Below are 17,075 nucleotides of genomic sequence, written 5' to 3'. Positions count from 1 at the left end.
ATGCTCTACCCCACTCACTCCCCACTACGGTTATATTGAGATAAACCCTACCATGTAATCGTATGTCACAACAAAGCGTCCAGGAAGAGCTACACGTCGACCAGTACACACTCGGGTTAGTCGGTCCCGACCAGGAGTGGGCTGGCACAGTCGCCGACGGTGGCCGGGTCACAACGTACACGCCGCCGGGCTGTTGGGGGCCGATGATCACACCGTCGTTCCGTGGCGGACACGAAGTCACACGACCGATCCGCGTCGAGGGGGCAAGTGTCGGCGACGCCGTGCCGATCCACATCCGCGACATCGAGGTGACGAGTATGGCGACGAGTACGGGGTCGATGGCCGAACGCGACGGAGCCTTCGAGGATGACCCCTTCGTCGACCATCGGTGTCCGGAGTGTGGGACGACGTGGCCGGATTCAGTCGTCGAGGGCACCGGTGAGGATGCCATCCGGTGTGCCGAGTGCGGCGCGAACGCCTCCTCGTTTGGCTTCGAGTACGGGTACACCGTGGCCTTCGACCACGAGAACGCCGTCGGGCTGACACTCGACAAGGATGGGGCACACGAGCTCGCGACAAACGCCGATGAGGTGATGGACATCCCCGAGAACGCACGCCAGCATCCGATCTTGCTGTACGAACCCGACGGGATGCCCGGGACGCTTGGCCGACTCCGTCCGTTCATCGGCAACATCGGTACGACACCGCCGGTCACGATGCCGGATTCACACAATGCGGGAGACTTCGGACAGAGCCTCATCGGTGCCGACCACGACTACGGCGTCGAAACTGAGGCCGACCTGGAACAGCGGACTGACGGCCACATGGACATTCCGGAGGTCCGCGAGGGCGCAACGCTGATCTGTCCGGTCGCTGTCGACGGCGGCGGTGTCTACGTCGGCGACCTGCACGCGAACCAGGGAGACGGGGAGCTCTCGTTGCACACGACCGACGTGAGCGGGACCGTCACGATGGACATCGAAGTCATCAACGGGCTCGAACTCGACGGGCCCATCCTGCTGCCCAACGAGGAGGACTTGCCGTTCATCAGCCAGCCCTACAGCGACGACGAGCTCGAGGCCGGCCGCGATCTCGGTACAGAGCATGGCGTCGACGTGCAGGAGAACATGGCACCGATTCAGGTGGTCGGATCGGGTGCCACAGTCAACGACGCCACGCAGAACGCCTTCGACCGGGCGACGACGCTGCTGGACATGAGCGAGGGCGAGGTCCGTGCGCGGTGTACCTTTACTGGGGGTGTCCAGATCGGTCGACTCCCCGGCGTCGTCCAGTTGGATATGCTCGCTCCGCTCGACATATTGGAGGAGCGCGGCCTCGGTGCTGCCGTCCAAGAACAGTACGGGCTATAGACCCACAGCGTTCGTCTACAGCTTGAATTGGGTCTTCAGATCCACCACCAGCACGTACGCCACCAGTGCGAGAACAACAACTGAAAACGCGGTCCAGAGGTGGAGATTTATCGACCCCGAACCGGCCCAGTTCGGGATGGCTGACCGAGGAACGGGAGGCTGGAGCGGCCAGAGCAAGTCCGGGGATACGCGTGGATTCGGCGGGAGCAGTTGCTGATTATCGGCGACCAGATGCGAGAGATGAGCGAACACGAACGCGACGGCGAGGCGCACCCGTTCTGTCTTGATCCCATACGCGATGACAGCAATCGCGAGCGGGATGGCAAACGGGAGCGAGTGAATGAACACTCGCCCGGACGGAATGAGGAACAGTTCGTGAGCCAGAGGTTTGTCGATGAGGTCCGGGAACTGGCTCCCGAAGAAGGCGACTGCGAGTAGCTGGAGCGACGGCAGTCGCCGGTCTCGGATGACCGCATACGTTGCGACGGGGAGGAGGGCGATAATGAAGTGCTCGATTGGGAGGACCATGTCTTGGCCTACTGCTCGTCGCCTTCGAGCTCCACTAGCGTCAGGTCCCGGTCTAGCATGCAGTAGTCGTGGGGCGGGTCGCCGATGATTTCGTCAATCCGGTACTCGTCGTCGAAGTCGGCACCGGCAGGCTCACAGTAGGGATGGCTGGGACACTCAGTGTGTGGACAGGGGCCCATCAGTGACGCTTTGCTCCCGGCATAGGCTCCCTTCGAGGGCACGTTCGCCCTGATCGGCGCGGGTTCGACCTCGACGGCCCGCACGCCGTCTTGATGCATCGCACAGTCTAGCGTTTGGCCGCTCTGTCTGACGCTGGTAATCCGGTACCGGGTCCCGACCGTGAGATTGAGACACTGGTCGCGGTAGGGACAGCCCGCACAGCCGCTGGCTTCGCCGTGGTAGACGAACTCCTCGCCGGCCTCAGCGAGGCGCGTCCCGACGAGCGTGACGGTGGTCATACCGGGCTATAGAACGTCGCCACGGTAAAGTATCATGACCGCCCGGTCAGTGCGTCCAGTCTGTCTAGATACGCGTCTCGTGGCACCTGATACAGCGACCGGTAGTCCAGGTCGCCGTCGGCGAACCGGGTCGCCAGTTCCACGGCACCGTCGACGGCGGCGTCGCGGCGCTCGTAGGAATCGGCGTCGCGTTCGACCTCGGGTTCTAGATAGAAGGAGACGTACCAGGCCTCTCCGGTCCGGTCAGCGCCGGGTCGGCGGGTCCGTTTCCCGCGCGTGAGATAGATAGTCGGCAGACACGGCGCCGGAAATTGCTCGGAGTCGAAGACGTCCGGGCGGTACGCGAGGATGAGCTTCTCGTCGGTCTCGTTCCACACCGTCCAGTCGTCGGGGAGGCCCGACAGATCCATACCGACGAATTGGCGCGGACCGGCAAGAATCCGCTGGTCCGTCCCAGAGTCCGCCAGCTCCAGATACCGACAAGCAACTGAGCACTGGAACGTCGAAGCACCGAGTTGCGATACCGTGTGTCCCGTTCGCAGCCGCCAATCAATCCGGCAACAGATTCACATCAATCCAGCGCTAAACACTGGCCGACACACCGAAGAGAACAGTTGACAACCGACACAGTATATAAACCAACGCAAAAATAATGAGATGTGCTAACATACGTGTGGCCCGCCATCCCCGAGTTCGGCCGACCAGCGCACCGAAATTTATCGGCGGTTTGCCCATAAGAGGGCAAAGTTCTTATATGAACAGAACTCGTACGGTAAATAGTATCGGAAACAGTTCGGCACTGATTCCCGTTACCAAACCAGGTCGGAACAGTCCCCGTGTTCCGCCCGGCAGGTCAGCCATGGAAGGGCACACGCGTCACCCTGCGGTGAAGGGGTATTCAGCAACCGTACGCGGCCACATCTGTAGCGGACAGCACCGACGACGAGTACAGCCCCGAGGACAGCCCGTAACGGTCGGCAGTCGCCTGCAGCCACGACGAACTACTGAGATAGCATGAGCAAGAACAAAGAGACACTCGAAGCGCTGAGCAAGGAGTACCGTGACACGATACCGGCGGACCTCCGGAAGACGAACGCGTTCGACTGGTATCTGCAACAGCTGTACGACAGGCCAAAGATTGCCCGCAACGCCCACCAGCGCGTCGCGGATATGTTCGACTACTACGGCACGACCTACGACGAGGAGGCCGGCGTGGTCGAGTACGAACTGGCGAGCGAGGACCCCCTCAACGACGGCGAGAACACCTTCTACGGGCGGGTCATCCACGAGGCCATCCACGAGTTCGTCAACAAGGTCAAATCGGGCGCTCGTGGGCTCGGGCCCGAAAAGCGTATCAAACTCCTCCTAGGTCCGGTCGGATCGGGTAAGTCCGACTTCGACCGGCAGGTCCGGCGCTACTTCGAGGACTACACGAGCCGGGACGAGGGCCGGATGTACACGTTCCGCTGGACGAACCTCTGTGACGTCATTCACGATCAGGACCCCGCCGACGACGTGGTCCGGTCGCCGATGAATCAGGACCCGCTCGTACTCCTCCCGCAGGCACAGCGGGACAAGGTCATCGAAGACATCAACGAGGACCTCGATGCGCCCTACACCATCCGTAACGAGCAGTCGCTGGACCCGGCCTCGGAGTTCTACATGGACCGCCTGCTGGCCGAGTACGACGATGATCTGCAGGCCGTTCTCGAAAACCACGTCGAGGTCGTCCGCTTCGTCGCCGACGAGAACCAGCGGCGCGGTATCGAGACCTTCGAACCGAAAGACAAGAAGAATCAGGACGAGACAGAACTCACCGGCGATGTCAACTACTCGAAAATCGCCATCTACGGCGAGAGCGACCCGCGAGCGTTTGATTACTCCGGGGCGTTCTGTAACGCCAACCGCGGCATCTTCTCGGGGGAGGAGCTGCTGAAACTCCAGCGGGAGTTCCTCTATGACTTCCTCCATGCCAGTCAAGAACAGACAATCAAGCCCAAGAACAACCCCCGTATCGACATCGACCAGGTCATCGTCGGCCGGACGAACATGCCCGAGTACCGGGACAAGAAGGGCGACGAGAAGATGGAGGCGTTCAACGACCGGACCAAGCGCATCGACTTCCCCTATGTCCTCCAGTACGAGGCCGAGGCCCAGATCTACCAGAAGATGCTGCGTAACGCCGACCTGCCGGACATCCAGGTCGAGCCCCACACTCTGGAGATGGCAGGGCTGTTCGGCGTCCTCACCCGCATCGAGGAACCGGACAACGAATCGATAGACCTCGTCCAGAAGGCCAAAGCCTACAACGGCGAAATCGACGAGGCCGACGATGTCGACGTGAAGAAACTCCGCGAGGAGGCCGAGAAGATGGCCGACATCGGCGAGGGGATGGACGGCGTCTCCCCGCGGTTCATCGGCGACGAAATCGCCGAGGCCATCATGGACTCGATGCACCGCAGCCGCGACTTCCTCTCGCCGCTGACGACGTTCAATCATCTCGAGGGCAACCTCGAAAACCACGGCTCCATCGACGAGGAGTCGTTCAGCAAGTACTACCGCTTCCTCGAACTCGTCCGCGAGGAGTACAAGGAGCGGGCCATCGAGGACGTGCGCCACGCGCTGGCCTACGACATGGACGAGATCCAGCGTCAGGGCGAGAAGTACATGGACCACGTCATGGCCTACATCGACGACGCGACCGTCGAGGACGAACTCACCGGCCGCGAGCAGGAGCCCGACGAGCAGTTCCTGCGCTCCGTCGAGGAGAAGCTGAACCTCCCCGAGGACCGCAAGGACGACTTCCGACAGGAGGTGTCGAACTGGGTGTCCCGGCGCGCCCGCGAGGGTGACACGTTCAACCCACAGGACAACGACCGCCTGCGCCGTGCGCTGGAACGCAAGCTCTGGGAGGACAAGAAACACAACATCAACTTCTCCGCGCTGGTCTCCAGCTCGGAGATGGACGACGAGGAGCGCAACCAGTGGATCGACGCCCTCATCGAGCAGGGCTACTCCGAGGAGGGAGCCAAGGAAGTGCTCGAGTTCGCTGGTGCGGAGGTCGCCAAAAGCGAGATGGAAGAGTAATGACCGGCAAGGAGTACATCGACCGCGCGGACGAGTCCCTCGACGCCGCCTACGAGGCCCCGATGAGCCTCGCGGAGTACGTCGACGCCGTCCTCGAAACGCCTCAGCTCGCGGCGCATGCCTCGAAGTACCTGCTCGATGCGATCGAGGATGCCGGGACGCGGATGGTCATTGAGGAAGGCGAGGAGAAGGAGCGCTACCGCTTCTTCGATGACCCGTACAACGACGGCGAACACGCCATCCTCGGTAACACCGAGGTCCTGAACGCTTTCGTCGACGACCTCCGCTCTATCGCGGCGGGTCGCGGGAAAGACGAGAAGATAATCTGGCTGGAGGGGCCAACAGCCACGGGGAAATCCGAGCTCAAGCGCTGTCTCATCAACGGGTTGCGAGAGTACTCGAAGACGCCCGAGGGGCGGCGCTACACCGTTGAGTGGAACGTCGCCGGAGCGGGCGGCAGCGCCACGAGCATGACATACGGGAACGCGGCCATCGAGGACGAGGACGACTGGTACGAAAGTCCAGTTCAGGCCCACCCGCTGACGGTGTTCCCCGACGACGTGCGGACGGACTTGCTCGCCGAGGTCAACGAGCGCCTCGACGACCACATCCCCATCCGCGTCGACGGCGAACTCGACCCGTTCTCGCGGGAGGCCTACGACTTCCTCGAAGAGCAGTACCGCCGGCAGGGCGAGACAGACCTGTTCTCGGCGGTCACCCAGCCCGCCCACCTCCGGGTGAAGAACTTCGTCGTGGACGTGGGCCATGGCATCGGCATCCTCCACTCAGAGGACGAGGGCACGCCCAAGGAGCGGCTGGTCGGCTCGTGGATGCACGGCATGCTCCGCGAACTGGACTCCCGCGGCCGGAAGAATCCGCAGGCGTTCAGCTACGACGGCGTCCTCTCGCAGGGCAACGGCCTGCTGACCGTCGTCGAAGACGCCGCCCAGCACGCCGACCTGCTCCAGAAGCTACTGAACGTCCCCGACGAGTCCCACGTCAAACTCGACAAGGGCATCGGGATGGACGTGGACACGCAGCTGGTCATCATCTCGAACCCGGACCTGGAGGCTCAGCTGAACAAGCATGCCGACCGCGAGGGCCAGGACCCGCTGAAGGCGCTGAAACGTCGGCTGGACAAACACGAGTTCACGTACCTGACGAATCTCTCGCTTGAGGCCCAGCTCCTGCGTCGCGAGCTGACCAACGAAACGCAGGTGTGGGACCCCGAGACATGGGACGAGCTGGAGACGTGGATTCAGGAGCCACTGACCATCTCGGTCCGGGACGAGGTGGCCTCGGCCACCGACAAAGAGCTGGCTCCACACACCGTCGAGTCCGCGGCGCTGTACGCCGTCGTCTCGCGGCTCGACAGCGCCGAGATTCCAACCGGGCTGGACCTCGTGGACAAAGCCCTGTTGTTCGACCGGGGCTACCTGATGGAGGGCGACGAACGAGTCGACATCGAGGACTACGACCTCGAAACCACCGCCGAGGACGGCGACCACGGCATCCCGGTCACCTACGTCCGTGATATCATCGCCGACCTGCTCCACGAGTCACAGGATCGCCACCACCCAGACCTCCCGGTCGAACACGTCCTGATGCCACGGGACGTGCTCAACGCCGTCGCCGAGGGGCTTGAAGATGCCCCCGTGTTCTCCACCGGCGAGGCCACCGAATACGAGGAACGGGTCGTGACTGTCAAGAACTACATCTTCGGCCAGCAGGAACAGGACGTCCTCGATGCGATGATGCGGGACAAGCGCGTCGACGAGGCGACCGTCGAGGAGTACATCGAGCAGGTCTACGCCTGGGAATCCGACGACCAGATAGAGAACGAGCGGGGCGAACTCGTCGACCCCGACCCGCTGAAGATGAAGGTGTTCGAGATCGAGCATCTGGGTCGCTTCGACGAGAAGAACTACGACGGCAACGACCCCGACCACGCCGTCGAGCAGTTCCGCACCGACAAGATCATCACGGCGTTGAACCGCCACGCGTGGCAGCGCCGCGACGAGGAGTTCCGCGTCAGCGACGTCAACCCCAAGGAGATTCCGGTCATCAACACCGTCCTCGGGAGCTACGACTGGGACGATATCAAGCGGACCTACGAGGACTTCGAGCCCGGGCAGTGGGACAACCCACCGTCCGGAACCGAGACGGCCCGCCTCAAGGCAAAGGCGCTGGACAACATGGTCGAGATGTTCGACTACACGCCGGCGTCGGCCGAGCTGACGAGCCGACACGTCATGAGTCAGGTGAGTTATAGATGGGACTAAAAGACGACCTCGAACGGTACCGCGATGTTGGTGAGGAGCGCCGACAGGACCTCGCCGAGTTCATCCAGTACGGCGACCTCGGCCAGTCTCGAGGCGACTCAGTCCGCATCCCGATCAAGATTGTCGACCTCCCTGAGTTCGAGTACGACCAGCGCGATCAGGGCGGCGTCGGCCAGGGCGAGGGCGCAGAGGAGGGCGACCCGGTCGGCCAGCCACAGCCCCAGCCCGGCGACGGCGACGACGGTGAGGACGGCGAACCCGGCGAGGAAGGCGGCGAACACGAGTACTACGAGATGGACCCCGAGGAGTTCGCCGAGGAGCTGGACGAACAGCTCGGGCTCGACCTCGAACCAAAGGGCAAGAAGGTCATCGAAGAGAAGGAAGGTGACTTCACGGATATCACCCGGACCGGCCCTTCCTCGACGCTGGATTTCGAGCGGCTGTTCAAGAAGGGACTGAAGCGAAAGCTCGCGATGGACTTCGACGAGGACTACGTCCGCGAGGCGCTGAAAGTCGACGGCTGGGGCCCGGCCACCGTCTACGAGTGGACCCGCGAGCAGAACATGCCCGTCTCGAAGGCGTGGATCGACGACGCCTACGAGGAACTCCCCAGCGACGAGAAGGCCGTCTGGGACTCCATCGAGGAGATGGAGGCAAACGTCGAGAAGGTCGAGACCTCACAGCGCATCCGGCGGGAGGGCGTCGACCAGATCCCGTTCCGCCGCGAGGACGAACGCTACCGCTACCCCGAAATCGTCGAGGAGCGGGAGAAGAACGTCGTCGTCGTGAATATCCGGGACGTTTCCGGGTCGATGCGCCAGAAGAAACGCGAACTCGTCGAGCGGACGTTCACGCCGCTTGACTGGTATCTCACCGGCAAGTACGACAACGCCGAGTTCGTCTACATCGCCCACGACGCCGACGCCTGGGAGGTCGAGCGCGACGAGTTCTTCGGCATCCGCTCTGGCGGCGGGACCCGCATCTCCAGCGCGTACGAACTCGCAGCGGAAATCCTCGAAGAGGAGTACCCCTGGAGCGAGTGGAACCGCTACGTGTTCGCGGCGGGCGACAGCGAGAACTCATCGAACGACACCGAAGAGAAGGTCGTCCCGCTGATGGAACAGATCCCGGCGAACCTCCATGCCTACGTGGAGACCCAGCCGAGCGGCAACGCCATCAACGCCACCCACGCCGAGGAGGTCGAACGCTCCTTCCGCGACGCCGACAACGTCGCGGTCGCGTACGTCTCCTCGCCGGAGGACGTGGTGGACGCCATCTACGACATACTCAGCACGGAAGACCAATGAACAACGACAGATTCGCGAAACAGCGCGTGGCCGACGACCTCGACGAACCCGTCGAGGAGGCGGGTAACCTCGCCCGGAAGCTCGGGCTGAAGCCGTACCCGGTGAACTACTGGATCGTCGACTACGACGAGATGAACGAACTCATCGCCTACGGCGGGTTCCAGCAGCGGTATCCGCACTGGCGCTGGGGCATGCAGTACGACCGCCAGCAAAAGCAGGGTCAGTTCCTCGGCGGGAAGGCCTTCGAGATCGTCAACAACGACGACCCGGCCCACGCGTTCCTGCAGGAATCGAACACGCTGGCCGACCAGAAGGCCGTCATCACCCACGTCGAGGCCCACGCGGACTTCTTCGCCAACAACGAGTGGTTCCGCATGTTCACCGACGGTTCCTCTCGGACGACGACCGATGAGTCCGGCACGAACCGCCGTCGCGGCCCCGACGCCGCCGGAATGCTCGCTCGCCACGGCGACACCATTCAGGAGTACATGCAGGACCCCGACATCGAACGGGCCGAGGTCGAACGGTTCATCGACCACGTCCTCTGTCTGGAGGACAACATCGACCAGCACGTCCCCTACAGCCCGGTCGAGACAGTCCCCGAGGAGTTCGAGGATATCGAAGGGGCCGACGTCACTGAGCAGCTGGATGACCTCGACCTCTCCGAGGAGGTCAAACGGCAGGTGTTCGACGACGAGTGGCTCGACGCCCAGCGTGACGACGACGAGAACGTCACGTTCCCCGCCGAACCAGAAAAGGACGTCCTCGGCTTCCTCCGCAAGCACGGCATGCAGTACGACGCGGACGCCAAACGGGCCACGGAGATGGAGGACTGGCAGACGGAACTGCTGGAACTCCTGCGCCGGGAGGCCTACTATTTTGCACCCCAGAAAATGACAAAAATAATGAACGAAGGATGGGCCTCCTACTGGGAATCCCTGATGATGACCGGCGAGCAGTTCGCCGGCGACGACGAGTTCATCCTCTACTCGGACCATATGTCGAAGGTGCTGGGGTCGGGCGGGCTGAACCCCTACAGCCTCGGCTTAGAGATCTGGGAGTACGTGGAGAACACGGAGAACCGCCGGGAGGTCATCGAGCGCTTACTTCGGGTCGAGGGAATCACCTGGCGAAATTTCGACGAGAGCGTCGATTACGAGATGGTGCAGAGCCGCCTCGAACCCCCCGAATGGCTCACCGACGTTCCGGGCCACCTCGACGACCTCGACCCCGAGGACCCCCGCGTCGATAGCGAGGGGCTGGCGGCGGCCCGCGGCGGCGAGTTCGACGTGGAGCAGTACCCCTGGAAGGTGCTGACCTACGAGGGACTGGCCCACCGGCACTACTCGCTGGTCAAGCCTCAGTACCGCGGCTTCGTCTCCCGGATTGGACAGGAGGAACTGGAGCGGACCGCCCGTTACATGTTCGACGACTCGCGCTACGACAGTGTCGAGGAGGCGCTAGCCGACGTGGACTACACCCGTGGCTGGGAACGGATGCGGGAGATCCGGGAGAGTCACAACGACGTGACATTCCTCGATGAGTTCCTCACACAGGAGTTCGTCGACGACAACGACTACTTCACCTACGAGTACACCCACGCTTCCGGCGACTACCGGGTGACTTCGACGGACCACGAGGACGTCAAGAAGAAGCTGATGTTGCAGTTCACCAACTTCGGGAAGCCCACCGTCGTCGTCGAGGACGGCAACTACCAGAACCGCAACGAACTGCTGCTGGCCCACCAGTACAACGGCGTGATGCTCGACATCGGGCAGGCCAAGGAGGTCCTCAAGCGGACCTTCGAACTCTGGGGCCGGCCCGTGAACCTCCTGACCATCGTCAAAGAGTTCGACGACCACGACGTGGAGGTCGCCAAGCGCCGCGACCGCGAACCCGAACCCGAGGAGGTCGGCAAGCGCATCCGTTATGACGGCGACGAGGTGACCGTCACTGACGTGGACTGGTCCGAGGTCGAACACCTCACCGCGACCGACATCGACTACAACACCAAGCCGGACGAATGGCTGGCCTGAGTGCTGTGGGACACCCCAGCACAGGCGGAAACCGAATCCGCCGCTGTGTTGGTATTCTTTCCAGTACCCGCGCAAATCGTATGTAGAATCGGTCCTAACCCCGGAGCATGAGTGAGGCGACCGTCGCGGACTGCATGACCGAACCGGTGCTGACAGTGACTGCTGACGACCAGGCACTCGACGTTGCGGCGGCAATGGACGACCAGTCGATCAAGTCGGTCGTCATCGTCGACGAGGCATGTCAGCCGGCGGGCATCCTCACCTCGACGGATTACGTTCGGATGACCGCCGACGGCGTCGACCCCACTGAAGCGACTGTGGGGGAACACATGGTGACCGACATCGTCACCACGTCGCCCGACACCGAACTATCCAGGGTCGCGAGCCGGATGCGAGCGAACGACATCAGCCACGTTCCGGTCGTCGACGACGAGAACCGAGTGACGGGTATCGTCTCGGCCACGGACCTCACCGTTCACCTCGCCGACGACTGAGCGGGACTGCTCCGGGAATTTGTCCTCGCGGCAGCAGGAAGTATGTGTCAACATGCACCAAAGGTTTTTGCGTATCTGGGCTAACCCGCGGCCATGGAGCGAACGGCACACACGCCACCGGGGCTTCCAGTCGTGGGGAGTCTGCCGCGGCTCGCGAGGGACCCGCTGCGGTTTCTCACGGGAATCCAGAACGCCTACGCGAACCAGTACCCGCTCGTCCGGATCGACCCGTCGGTCGGGCAGTCGGTAACAGTCGTCCTCGACCCCGAACTCGCACACGAGGTCCTGGCCGACCGTGACCGGTTCCGCCGCCCGAACGTCGGGGTCCAGGAGCAGCGACGACAGGGACTCGTGTCGAGCGACGGCGCGCTCTGGGAGCAACAGCGGTCGGTGCTGGACCCGGAATTCGTCGGCGGGCGACTCGCAGACTACGCCGAAATCGCCGGCGAGACGCTCGATGAGACGCTGACTGAATGGCCCGAATCGGGGACCGTAGATCTGTTCGAAGAGCTGTCGATACTGACGATGCGGGTCATCACGCGCTCGCTGTTCAGCCGGGACACCGACCGGGAACGCGGGGAGACAGTCCACGAGGCGCTAGCCGCTCTCAACGATGAGTTCGACGCCTCCGTGTTCGATTTGCTCCTGCCCGAGCGGCTGCAATCCGGCGTCTCAAGCGAGTTCGAGGAAGCCGACGCAGTGCTCGACTCGGTCGCAACGGAGTTCGTGGACTGGCACCTCGACCGCGAGGACCCGCCCCGAGACGTGATTACCGCGCTCATCGACGCGAAGGCGGACCCGGACATCGAGCTCTCCGAGAACGAACTCATCGACCAGACGGTGCTGTTCATGACCGGTGGGCAGGAGACGACAGCACTGACGATCGCCTACGCGTTCTACTGGCTCTCACAGAACCCGGAAGCCAAAGAGCGCGTCAGAGCGGAGGCGAGAGAGGTGCTCGACGGAGGACGGCCCGGCTGGGCCGACCTGTCCGAACTCACCTACACGGAGCGGGTCGTCAGGGAGACGCTGCGGCTGACGCCGGCAGCCTGGAACGTCTCACGTGAGCCCCGCGAACCAGTCACTCTCGCCGGCACGCAACTTGACGCAGGCGAGTTCGTTATGCTCCCCATATACGCACATCACCGGGACAGGCACGTGTGGTCGGACCCCCTGACGTTCGACCCGGAGCGGTGGGCCGGCGACGCATCGCGGGGCGACCCGGCGTACTATCCCTTCGGTAGCGGGCCGCGGGTCTGTATTGGTCGTCAGGTCGCCCTGACCGAGGCGCAGTTCGCCCTGAGCCACATTCTCCAGCACTACGACGTGCAGGTGACTGCCAATGAACTCGACCTACAGCCGAGCGTGACACTGCGTCCATCGGGACCGTTGAGGGCCGAGCTATCGGCACGCACGTAGCGCCGGCGGTCCTGACACCGCTGTGATGAGAATGGTGTATCTTCACATATGTCCGGGGAGTGGCGTCCGGTATGAGCGCGACTCGGTTCACTGTCGAAAGCGACGCACACACCGATGTAGTTGATATCACCGAGCGAGTCCGGGAGGCGATTCCCGAGGACGCCGAGGGGACCTGTACCGTATTCGTCCGTCACACCACGGCGGGTATCACCGTCAACGAGGCCGAGCCGCGGTTGCTGGGCGACCTCGGCGATGCGGTCGGCGAGCTTATCCCGGACAACGGGTGGGCCCACGACGAACTGGACGGCAACGCAGATTCACACGTCCGGGCGATGATCGTCGGGGCAAGCGAGACAATTCCCGTCCGCGACGGCGACCTCGATATGGGGACGTGGCAGTCCGTGCTGTTCGTCGACTGTGACGGGCCGCGAGAACGAGCCGTCGACGTGGTCATTACCGACTGAGTCGAGGCCCCGGTAACTGCCGGTCAGGCCGCTTCGGCCTGTTGCTCGCCATAGATTTCGGCGAGTTTCGCACGGTACGCGCTGCGGATGTTGCGGCGCTTCTTTTTCATCGACGGTGTGAGCAAGTCGTTCTCGGCGGTCCACTCCCGGGAGACGAGCGCGAACGACTTGATTCGCTCGACGCGTTCGAGGTCCTCGTTGACCGCGTCGACGGCGGTCTGGACCCACGCGTGGACCCGTTCGTCATCGACCAGCGTTTCGGGGTCGTCGGGGAGGTCGACGCCCTCGCTGTCGGCCCACCGACGGAGTTCCTCGAAGTTCGGGACGATTATTGCACCGACGAACTTCTGATCGTCGCCGACGACCATGACCTGATCGACCCGGTCGCTCGTCGCGAACTGGTCTTCGATGGGCTGTGGCGCGACGTTTTTGCCCGTAGAGAGAACGAGCAGTTCCTTGAGACGGTCGTGGTAGATGAGAAAGTTGTCGTCGGTGCGTTCGACGATGTCGCCGGTGCGGAACCACTGGGTGCCGTCGATCTCCGTGAACGCCCGCGTCGTCGCGTCGGGCGCGTTCCAGTACCCCTGCGTGACGTTCGGGCCGTCGACGAGCAGTTCACCCACGTCGCCAGTGACGTCGTCGAACTCGCTAGCGTCGACGACGCCGGTATCGATGTGAACGTCGACCGCAGTCAGCGGAGCCCCGAGGGTTCCGGGCCGAACATCTTCTGGCGGGTTCACCGTCAGAACGGGCGACGTCTCCGTGAGCCCGTACCCTTCGAGTATCGTCAAGCCCATCCCGAGGAACGTCTCACAGAGCGTTTTCGAGAGGCTGCCGCCGCCGCTGACCATGAACTCGATGTTCCCGCCAAGCCGTTCTTTGACCGTGCTGTAGACGAAACGGTCCGCGAGCGAGTGTTTTGCCGTGAGTATCGGTCCCGGGTCGTCGGTCCGGGCGTAGTCCCGAGCCACGTCCATCGACCAATCGAAAATCCGCTTTTTCAGCGGAGACTCGCTGGCCTGCGTTCGCATATTGTCGAAAATACGCTCGTAGACTCTGGGGACACTCAATCCAGTCATCGGCTGGACAGTCTGGAGGTCGTCGGCCAGCGTGTCCGGGCTCTCGGCGTAGCTTACAGCCGCGCCGGAGGCGTACATGAAGAAATGACCCGCGAGGCGCTCGAAGACGTGCGCCAGAGGGAGGAACGCTATCGAACGCGTCTCGGCGGTGACGGTCGGCAGGTCCGGCGGTTTGTCCGGTCGTGGCCCGATTCGCCGGCGCGTCTGGTTGACGTTCGCCCGGAAGTTACGGTGTGTGAGCTGGACTCCTTTCGGCTGGCCCGTCGTTCCGGAGGTGTAGATGAGACTCGCAAGGTCGTCTGGGTCGCGTTCGTCTAGCCAGGACTGGTACGCCGACTCGCTGAACGTCTCCTCGCCGCGCTCGTACACGGTGTTAAGTGTGTACACGTCTTCGCGGTCCACGTCGGTGTCGTCCATGACGACGATAAACGAGAGCGAGAGGGTGTCCTCGACAGCCAGAACACGTTCCAGCATCTCAGTGTTCTCCACGACGACGGCGCTCGCCTCCGGGTCCGACAGCAGATACTGGACCTGATTCGGCGAGGAATCCGTATACACTGTCGTCACGACTCCACCCGCAGACAGGATTGCGAAGTCACTCAGCGCCCACTCCATCCGCGTGTTCGCCAGGATACCGACACGCGTGTCCGGGCCAACACCAAGGTCACGGAACCCTGCGGCCAAGTGTTTGACAAGGTGGTGCATCCGCTCGTAGCTGAGTTCGGCGTAGTCGCCGTCGGGAGCCGCCGGTATCACGTCGTCGGTCAGTGACCGGTCGTAGACGCCACCCTTGTACAGTTGGGCCGTCGTATCGGCGTTTCGCGCCGCGCTTGCGGCAAACATTTCGCCCAGTGTGTCGTCGCCGATGACTTCATCAGTGTATTCGTCTTCGGCTTGCCGCCAGTCAGAGTGCTTGCCCGCGGTCATGTCATGGGTCAGTGTTCACCATGGGAGCCCAAATATATGCAGGATGATAACACTTTTCGGGTTTGTTAGAGTTGTTTCACCGCGGTGTCGTCGGGTACCCAGACAGCAACTAGCAACCAATCTAGATTATGCCAACTGCTCGACATATATCGTCCAGGCGACGAGAGTGGTGAGTGTTACTCATCGACAATATGATAAATAAAGCAGTAAGGTGCCGTTTTCCCCACACTATGCGTAGAGGCTTTCTTTGGGTGATGCTAAACAGAAATAAGAGTCATACTATGCGTTGAGTCTCGGCATTTTATATATCAATCTTACATTTTGCAGGTGTATAATAAATTCATATCAGTATCTGGAAATACACGAGATGTACCCAGATGATACACCGTACTCTCTGTCGGCTCATGGCGATCCGACCATCGAGGAACAGCTTCCTGCAGAAATAGCAGTCACAGGTACACCGGGACTTCGATATAGCCAGGAATGATACTCTCCGGAGTCATCGTTATCACTGGCCTGGTACTTGGGGTGACAGCCACGCAGTTGTGGGACCTCAGGCTGTCAGGGGTTATTGTCGTTCCCCTGTTTGCACTGTACACACTGTATGACGTCTCATCCCTCCCAGTGCTGGTCATCAGCGTCGCGGCTGCGTACTGGTGTCTTACGGTCGTTTCCGAGCGGACACTGTTGTACGGTCGAAGGCTGTTATATACTGCAATCTTGTTTGGCGCGGTTATTCCGTGTATTGCCGTCGCCATACTAGCATCCTTCGGCTACTACACCAGCTCGATTGAGGTGTATGCCATCGGAAGCATTCTCCCGGGAGTCGCAGCGTATAACCTCCATCGACTTGAGTTTGAGCGACTGGTTGATGATCTCGTCGCGACCGTCGCTGCGTACATTGGCCTGCTCACACTCGGTTCTGCACTGGTCTCGGAGACCACACTGGCACTGCTCGGTGCGGACGCGACGCTCCTGTTCTCGCCGGCATCTGATGTCGCACAGTTCCGGAATATCGCTGTTGCAGGCGGTAACTTCGGGATGATGCACAGTCCGGCAGTCGGCCTGGGCGTTCTGTTCCTGGGACTGCTGGTCTCGTTGTTCGTGGAGACAGTCTGGAACGTCCGGCTGTACGGGATTATCGCCCTCCCGCTACTGGCGCTCTTCGTTGTCGCCAAGCCTTCCGTGTTGTTGCTCTATGCCACCTTCCTGCTGGCGACGTATGCGATCATTCAGTTCATCCATCGACGGACACTGGTGTACGGGCGGGTCCTCCTTTCAATGGCAGCCGTCACTGCTGTGTTGCTGTCCGTCCCTGCCGGGCTGCTCACCGCTCTTCCGGGCAATTACCTGTTGTTTACCGCGCTGATCAGCGGAATCGGTGCATACAATCTCCACCGCCTCTCTGTGACCGAACTCCGTCAGTCGACCCGTCTTTCAGCAGCCATTTTTGCCGTATTTGTGCTGCTGGTGTCAGCACTGACGGCTCCCCCGCCAGTACCCGGTGGAATGGGATCGATTGCGCTGGGGACGGTTGTAGCGCTCGTCCCCGGCGGGCTGACAGCTGCCCGACTTGAACAACAACGACGACTCGACAAGCGATGGCGACCAGTCAGGAGAGACT

At 62.1% G+C, this 17,075-nt stretch carries 13 protein-coding genes; 9 read left to right on the top strand and 4 right to left on the bottom strand.

The window, feature by feature from the left end:
* The first annotated feature begins 62 nt into the window (after positions 1 to 62).
* Positions 63 to 1,370 carry an acetamidase/formamidase family protein gene (locus C437_RS08575; protein ID WP_004516544.1) on the top strand — a complete coding sequence of 436 codons (1,308 nt, stop codon included), beginning with the start codon at positions 63 to 65 and terminating at the stop codon, positions 1,368 to 1,370.
* Between the two features lie 15 nt (positions 1,371 to 1,385).
* Here the strand turns inward: C437_RS08575 and C437_RS08570 are convergent, their stop codons facing one another.
* The 3 genes from C437_RS08570 to C437_RS08560 are packed head-to-tail and all read right to left on the bottom strand — an operon-like array spanning position 1,386 to position 2,766.
* Positions 1,386 to 1,898: a metal-dependent hydrolase gene (locus C437_RS08570; RefSeq protein ID WP_004516543.1), complete on the bottom strand. Its 513-nt coding sequence runs from the start codon at positions 1,896 to 1,898 to the stop codon at positions 1,386 to 1,388.
* 8 nt (positions 1,899 to 1,906) lie between these two features.
* A complete protein-coding gene (locus tag C437_RS08565; protein ID WP_004516542.1) occupies positions 1,907 to 2,356 on the bottom strand; it encodes a UPF0179 family protein in 450 nt (149 codons plus the stop codon).
* 32 nt (positions 2,357 to 2,388) lie between these two features.
* On the bottom strand, positions 2,389 to 2,766 hold the full coding sequence (locus C437_RS08560) for a DUF5820 family protein (RefSeq protein ID WP_004516541.1): 378 nt from the start codon (positions 2,764 to 2,766) through the stop codon (positions 2,389 to 2,391).
* A gap of 604 nt (positions 2,767 to 3,370) precedes the next feature.
* On the opposite strand from C437_RS08560, the gene C437_RS08555 reads away from it, so the two are divergent.
* The 7 genes from C437_RS08555 (at position 3,371) to C437_RS08525 (ending at position 13,445) form a co-directional block, all read left to right on the top strand.
* Positions 3,371 to 5,443, top strand: a complete 2,073-nt coding sequence (locus C437_RS08555) for a PrkA family serine protein kinase (protein ID WP_004516540.1) — start codon at positions 3,371 to 3,373, stop codon at positions 5,441 to 5,443.
* Positions 5,443 to 7,725 carry a PrkA family serine protein kinase gene (locus C437_RS08550; RefSeq protein ID WP_004516539.1) on the top strand — a complete coding sequence of 761 codons (2,283 nt, stop codon included), beginning with the start codon at positions 5,443 to 5,445 and terminating at the stop codon, positions 7,723 to 7,725. Before C437_RS08555 ends, C437_RS08550 begins: the two co-directional genes overlap by 1 nt.
* Complete coding sequence (locus C437_RS08545; protein WP_004516538.1) at positions 7,716 to 9,032, top strand: YeaH/YhbH family protein; 1,317 nt, start codon at positions 7,716 to 7,718, stop codon at positions 9,030 to 9,032. The genes C437_RS08550 and C437_RS08545 overlap by 10 nt, the downstream gene beginning before the upstream one ends.
* Positions 9,029 to 11,068, top strand: a complete 2,040-nt coding sequence (locus C437_RS08540; protein ID WP_004516537.1) for a SpoVR family protein — start codon at positions 9,029 to 9,031, stop codon at positions 11,066 to 11,068. Before C437_RS08545 ends, C437_RS08540 begins: the two co-directional genes overlap by 4 nt.
* A 107-nt stretch (positions 11,069 to 11,175) precedes the next feature.
* The gene (locus C437_RS08535) at positions 11,176 to 11,562 is read left to right on the top strand and encodes a CBS domain-containing protein (RefSeq protein WP_004516536.1); all 387 of its coding nucleotides are present in this window, start codon (positions 11,176 to 11,178) and stop codon (positions 11,560 to 11,562) included.
* Between the two features lie 93 nt (positions 11,563 to 11,655).
* Positions 11,656 to 12,981 carry a cytochrome P450 gene (locus C437_RS08530; RefSeq protein WP_004516535.1) on the top strand — a complete coding sequence of 442 codons (1,326 nt, stop codon included), beginning with the start codon at positions 11,656 to 11,658 and terminating at the stop codon, positions 12,979 to 12,981.
* 71 nt (positions 12,982 to 13,052) lie between these two features.
* Positions 13,053 to 13,445 (top strand): secondary thiamine-phosphate synthase enzyme YjbQ, encoded by a 393-nt coding sequence (locus C437_RS08525; protein WP_004516534.1) that lies wholly within the window; start codon positions 13,053 to 13,055, stop codon positions 13,443 to 13,445.
* Positions 13,446 to 13,468: 23 nt separating this feature from the next.
* On the opposite strand, the gene C437_RS08520 is transcribed toward C437_RS08525, so the two are convergent.
* Positions 13,469 to 15,451 (bottom strand): AMP-dependent synthetase/ligase, encoded by a 1,983-nt coding sequence (locus C437_RS08520; protein WP_004516533.1) that lies wholly within the window; start codon positions 15,449 to 15,451, stop codon positions 13,469 to 13,471.
* 483 nt (positions 15,452 to 15,934) lie between these two features.
* Here C437_RS08520 and C437_RS08515 point away from each other — a divergent pair.
* The coding region (locus tag C437_RS08515; protein WP_004516532.1) for a poly-gamma-glutamate biosynthesis protein PgsC/CapC at positions 15,935 to 17,075 on the top strand (1,141 nt) is incomplete at its 3' end.

The organism is Haloarcula vallismortis ATCC 29715 (assembly GCF_000337775.1).
Lineage (GTDB): Archaea > Halobacteriota > Halobacteria > Halobacteriales > Haloarculaceae > Haloarcula > Haloarcula vallismortis.
Note: the sequence above shows the minus strand (reverse complement) of the source record. Positions and strands in the feature narration are given on the sequence as shown.

Coding starts and splice junctions, on each gene's coding strand:
- C437_RS08570 (WP_004516543.1), bottom strand. CDS start 1,898: ATGGTCCTCCCAATCGAGCACTTCATTATCGCCCTCCTCCCCGTCGCA.
- C437_RS08565 (WP_004516542.1), bottom strand. CDS start 2,356: ATGACCACCGTCACGCTCGTCGGGACGCGCCTCGCTGAGGCCGGCGAG.
- C437_RS08535 (WP_004516536.1), top strand. CDS start 11,176: ATGAGTGAGGCGACCGTCGCGGACTGCATGACCGAACCGGTGCTGACA.
- C437_RS08525 (WP_004516534.1), top strand. CDS start 13,053: ATGAGCGCGACTCGGTTCACTGTCGAAAGCGACGCACACACCGATGTA.
- C437_RS08545 (WP_004516538.1), top strand. CDS start 7,716: ATGGGACTAAAAGACGACCTCGAACGGTACCGCGATGTTGGTGAGGAG.
- C437_RS08520 (WP_004516533.1), bottom strand. CDS start 15,451: ATGACCGCGGGCAAGCACTCTGACTGGCGGCAAGCCGAAGACGAATAC.
- C437_RS08555 (WP_004516540.1), top strand. CDS start 3,371: ATGAGCAAGAACAAAGAGACACTCGAAGCGCTGAGCAAGGAGTACCGT.
- C437_RS08540 (WP_004516537.1), top strand. CDS start 9,029: ATGAACAACGACAGATTCGCGAAACAGCGCGTGGCCGACGACCTCGAC.
- C437_RS08560 (WP_004516541.1), bottom strand. CDS start 2,766: ATGGATCTGTCGGGCCTCCCCGACGACTGGACGGTGTGGAACGAGACC.
- C437_RS08575 (WP_004516544.1), top strand. CDS start 63: ATGTCACAACAAAGCGTCCAGGAAGAGCTACACGTCGACCAGTACACA.
- C437_RS08550 (WP_004516539.1), top strand. CDS start 5,443: ATGACCGGCAAGGAGTACATCGACCGCGCGGACGAGTCCCTCGACGCC.
- C437_RS08530 (WP_004516535.1), top strand. CDS start 11,656: ATGGAGCGAACGGCACACACGCCACCGGGGCTTCCAGTCGTGGGGAGT.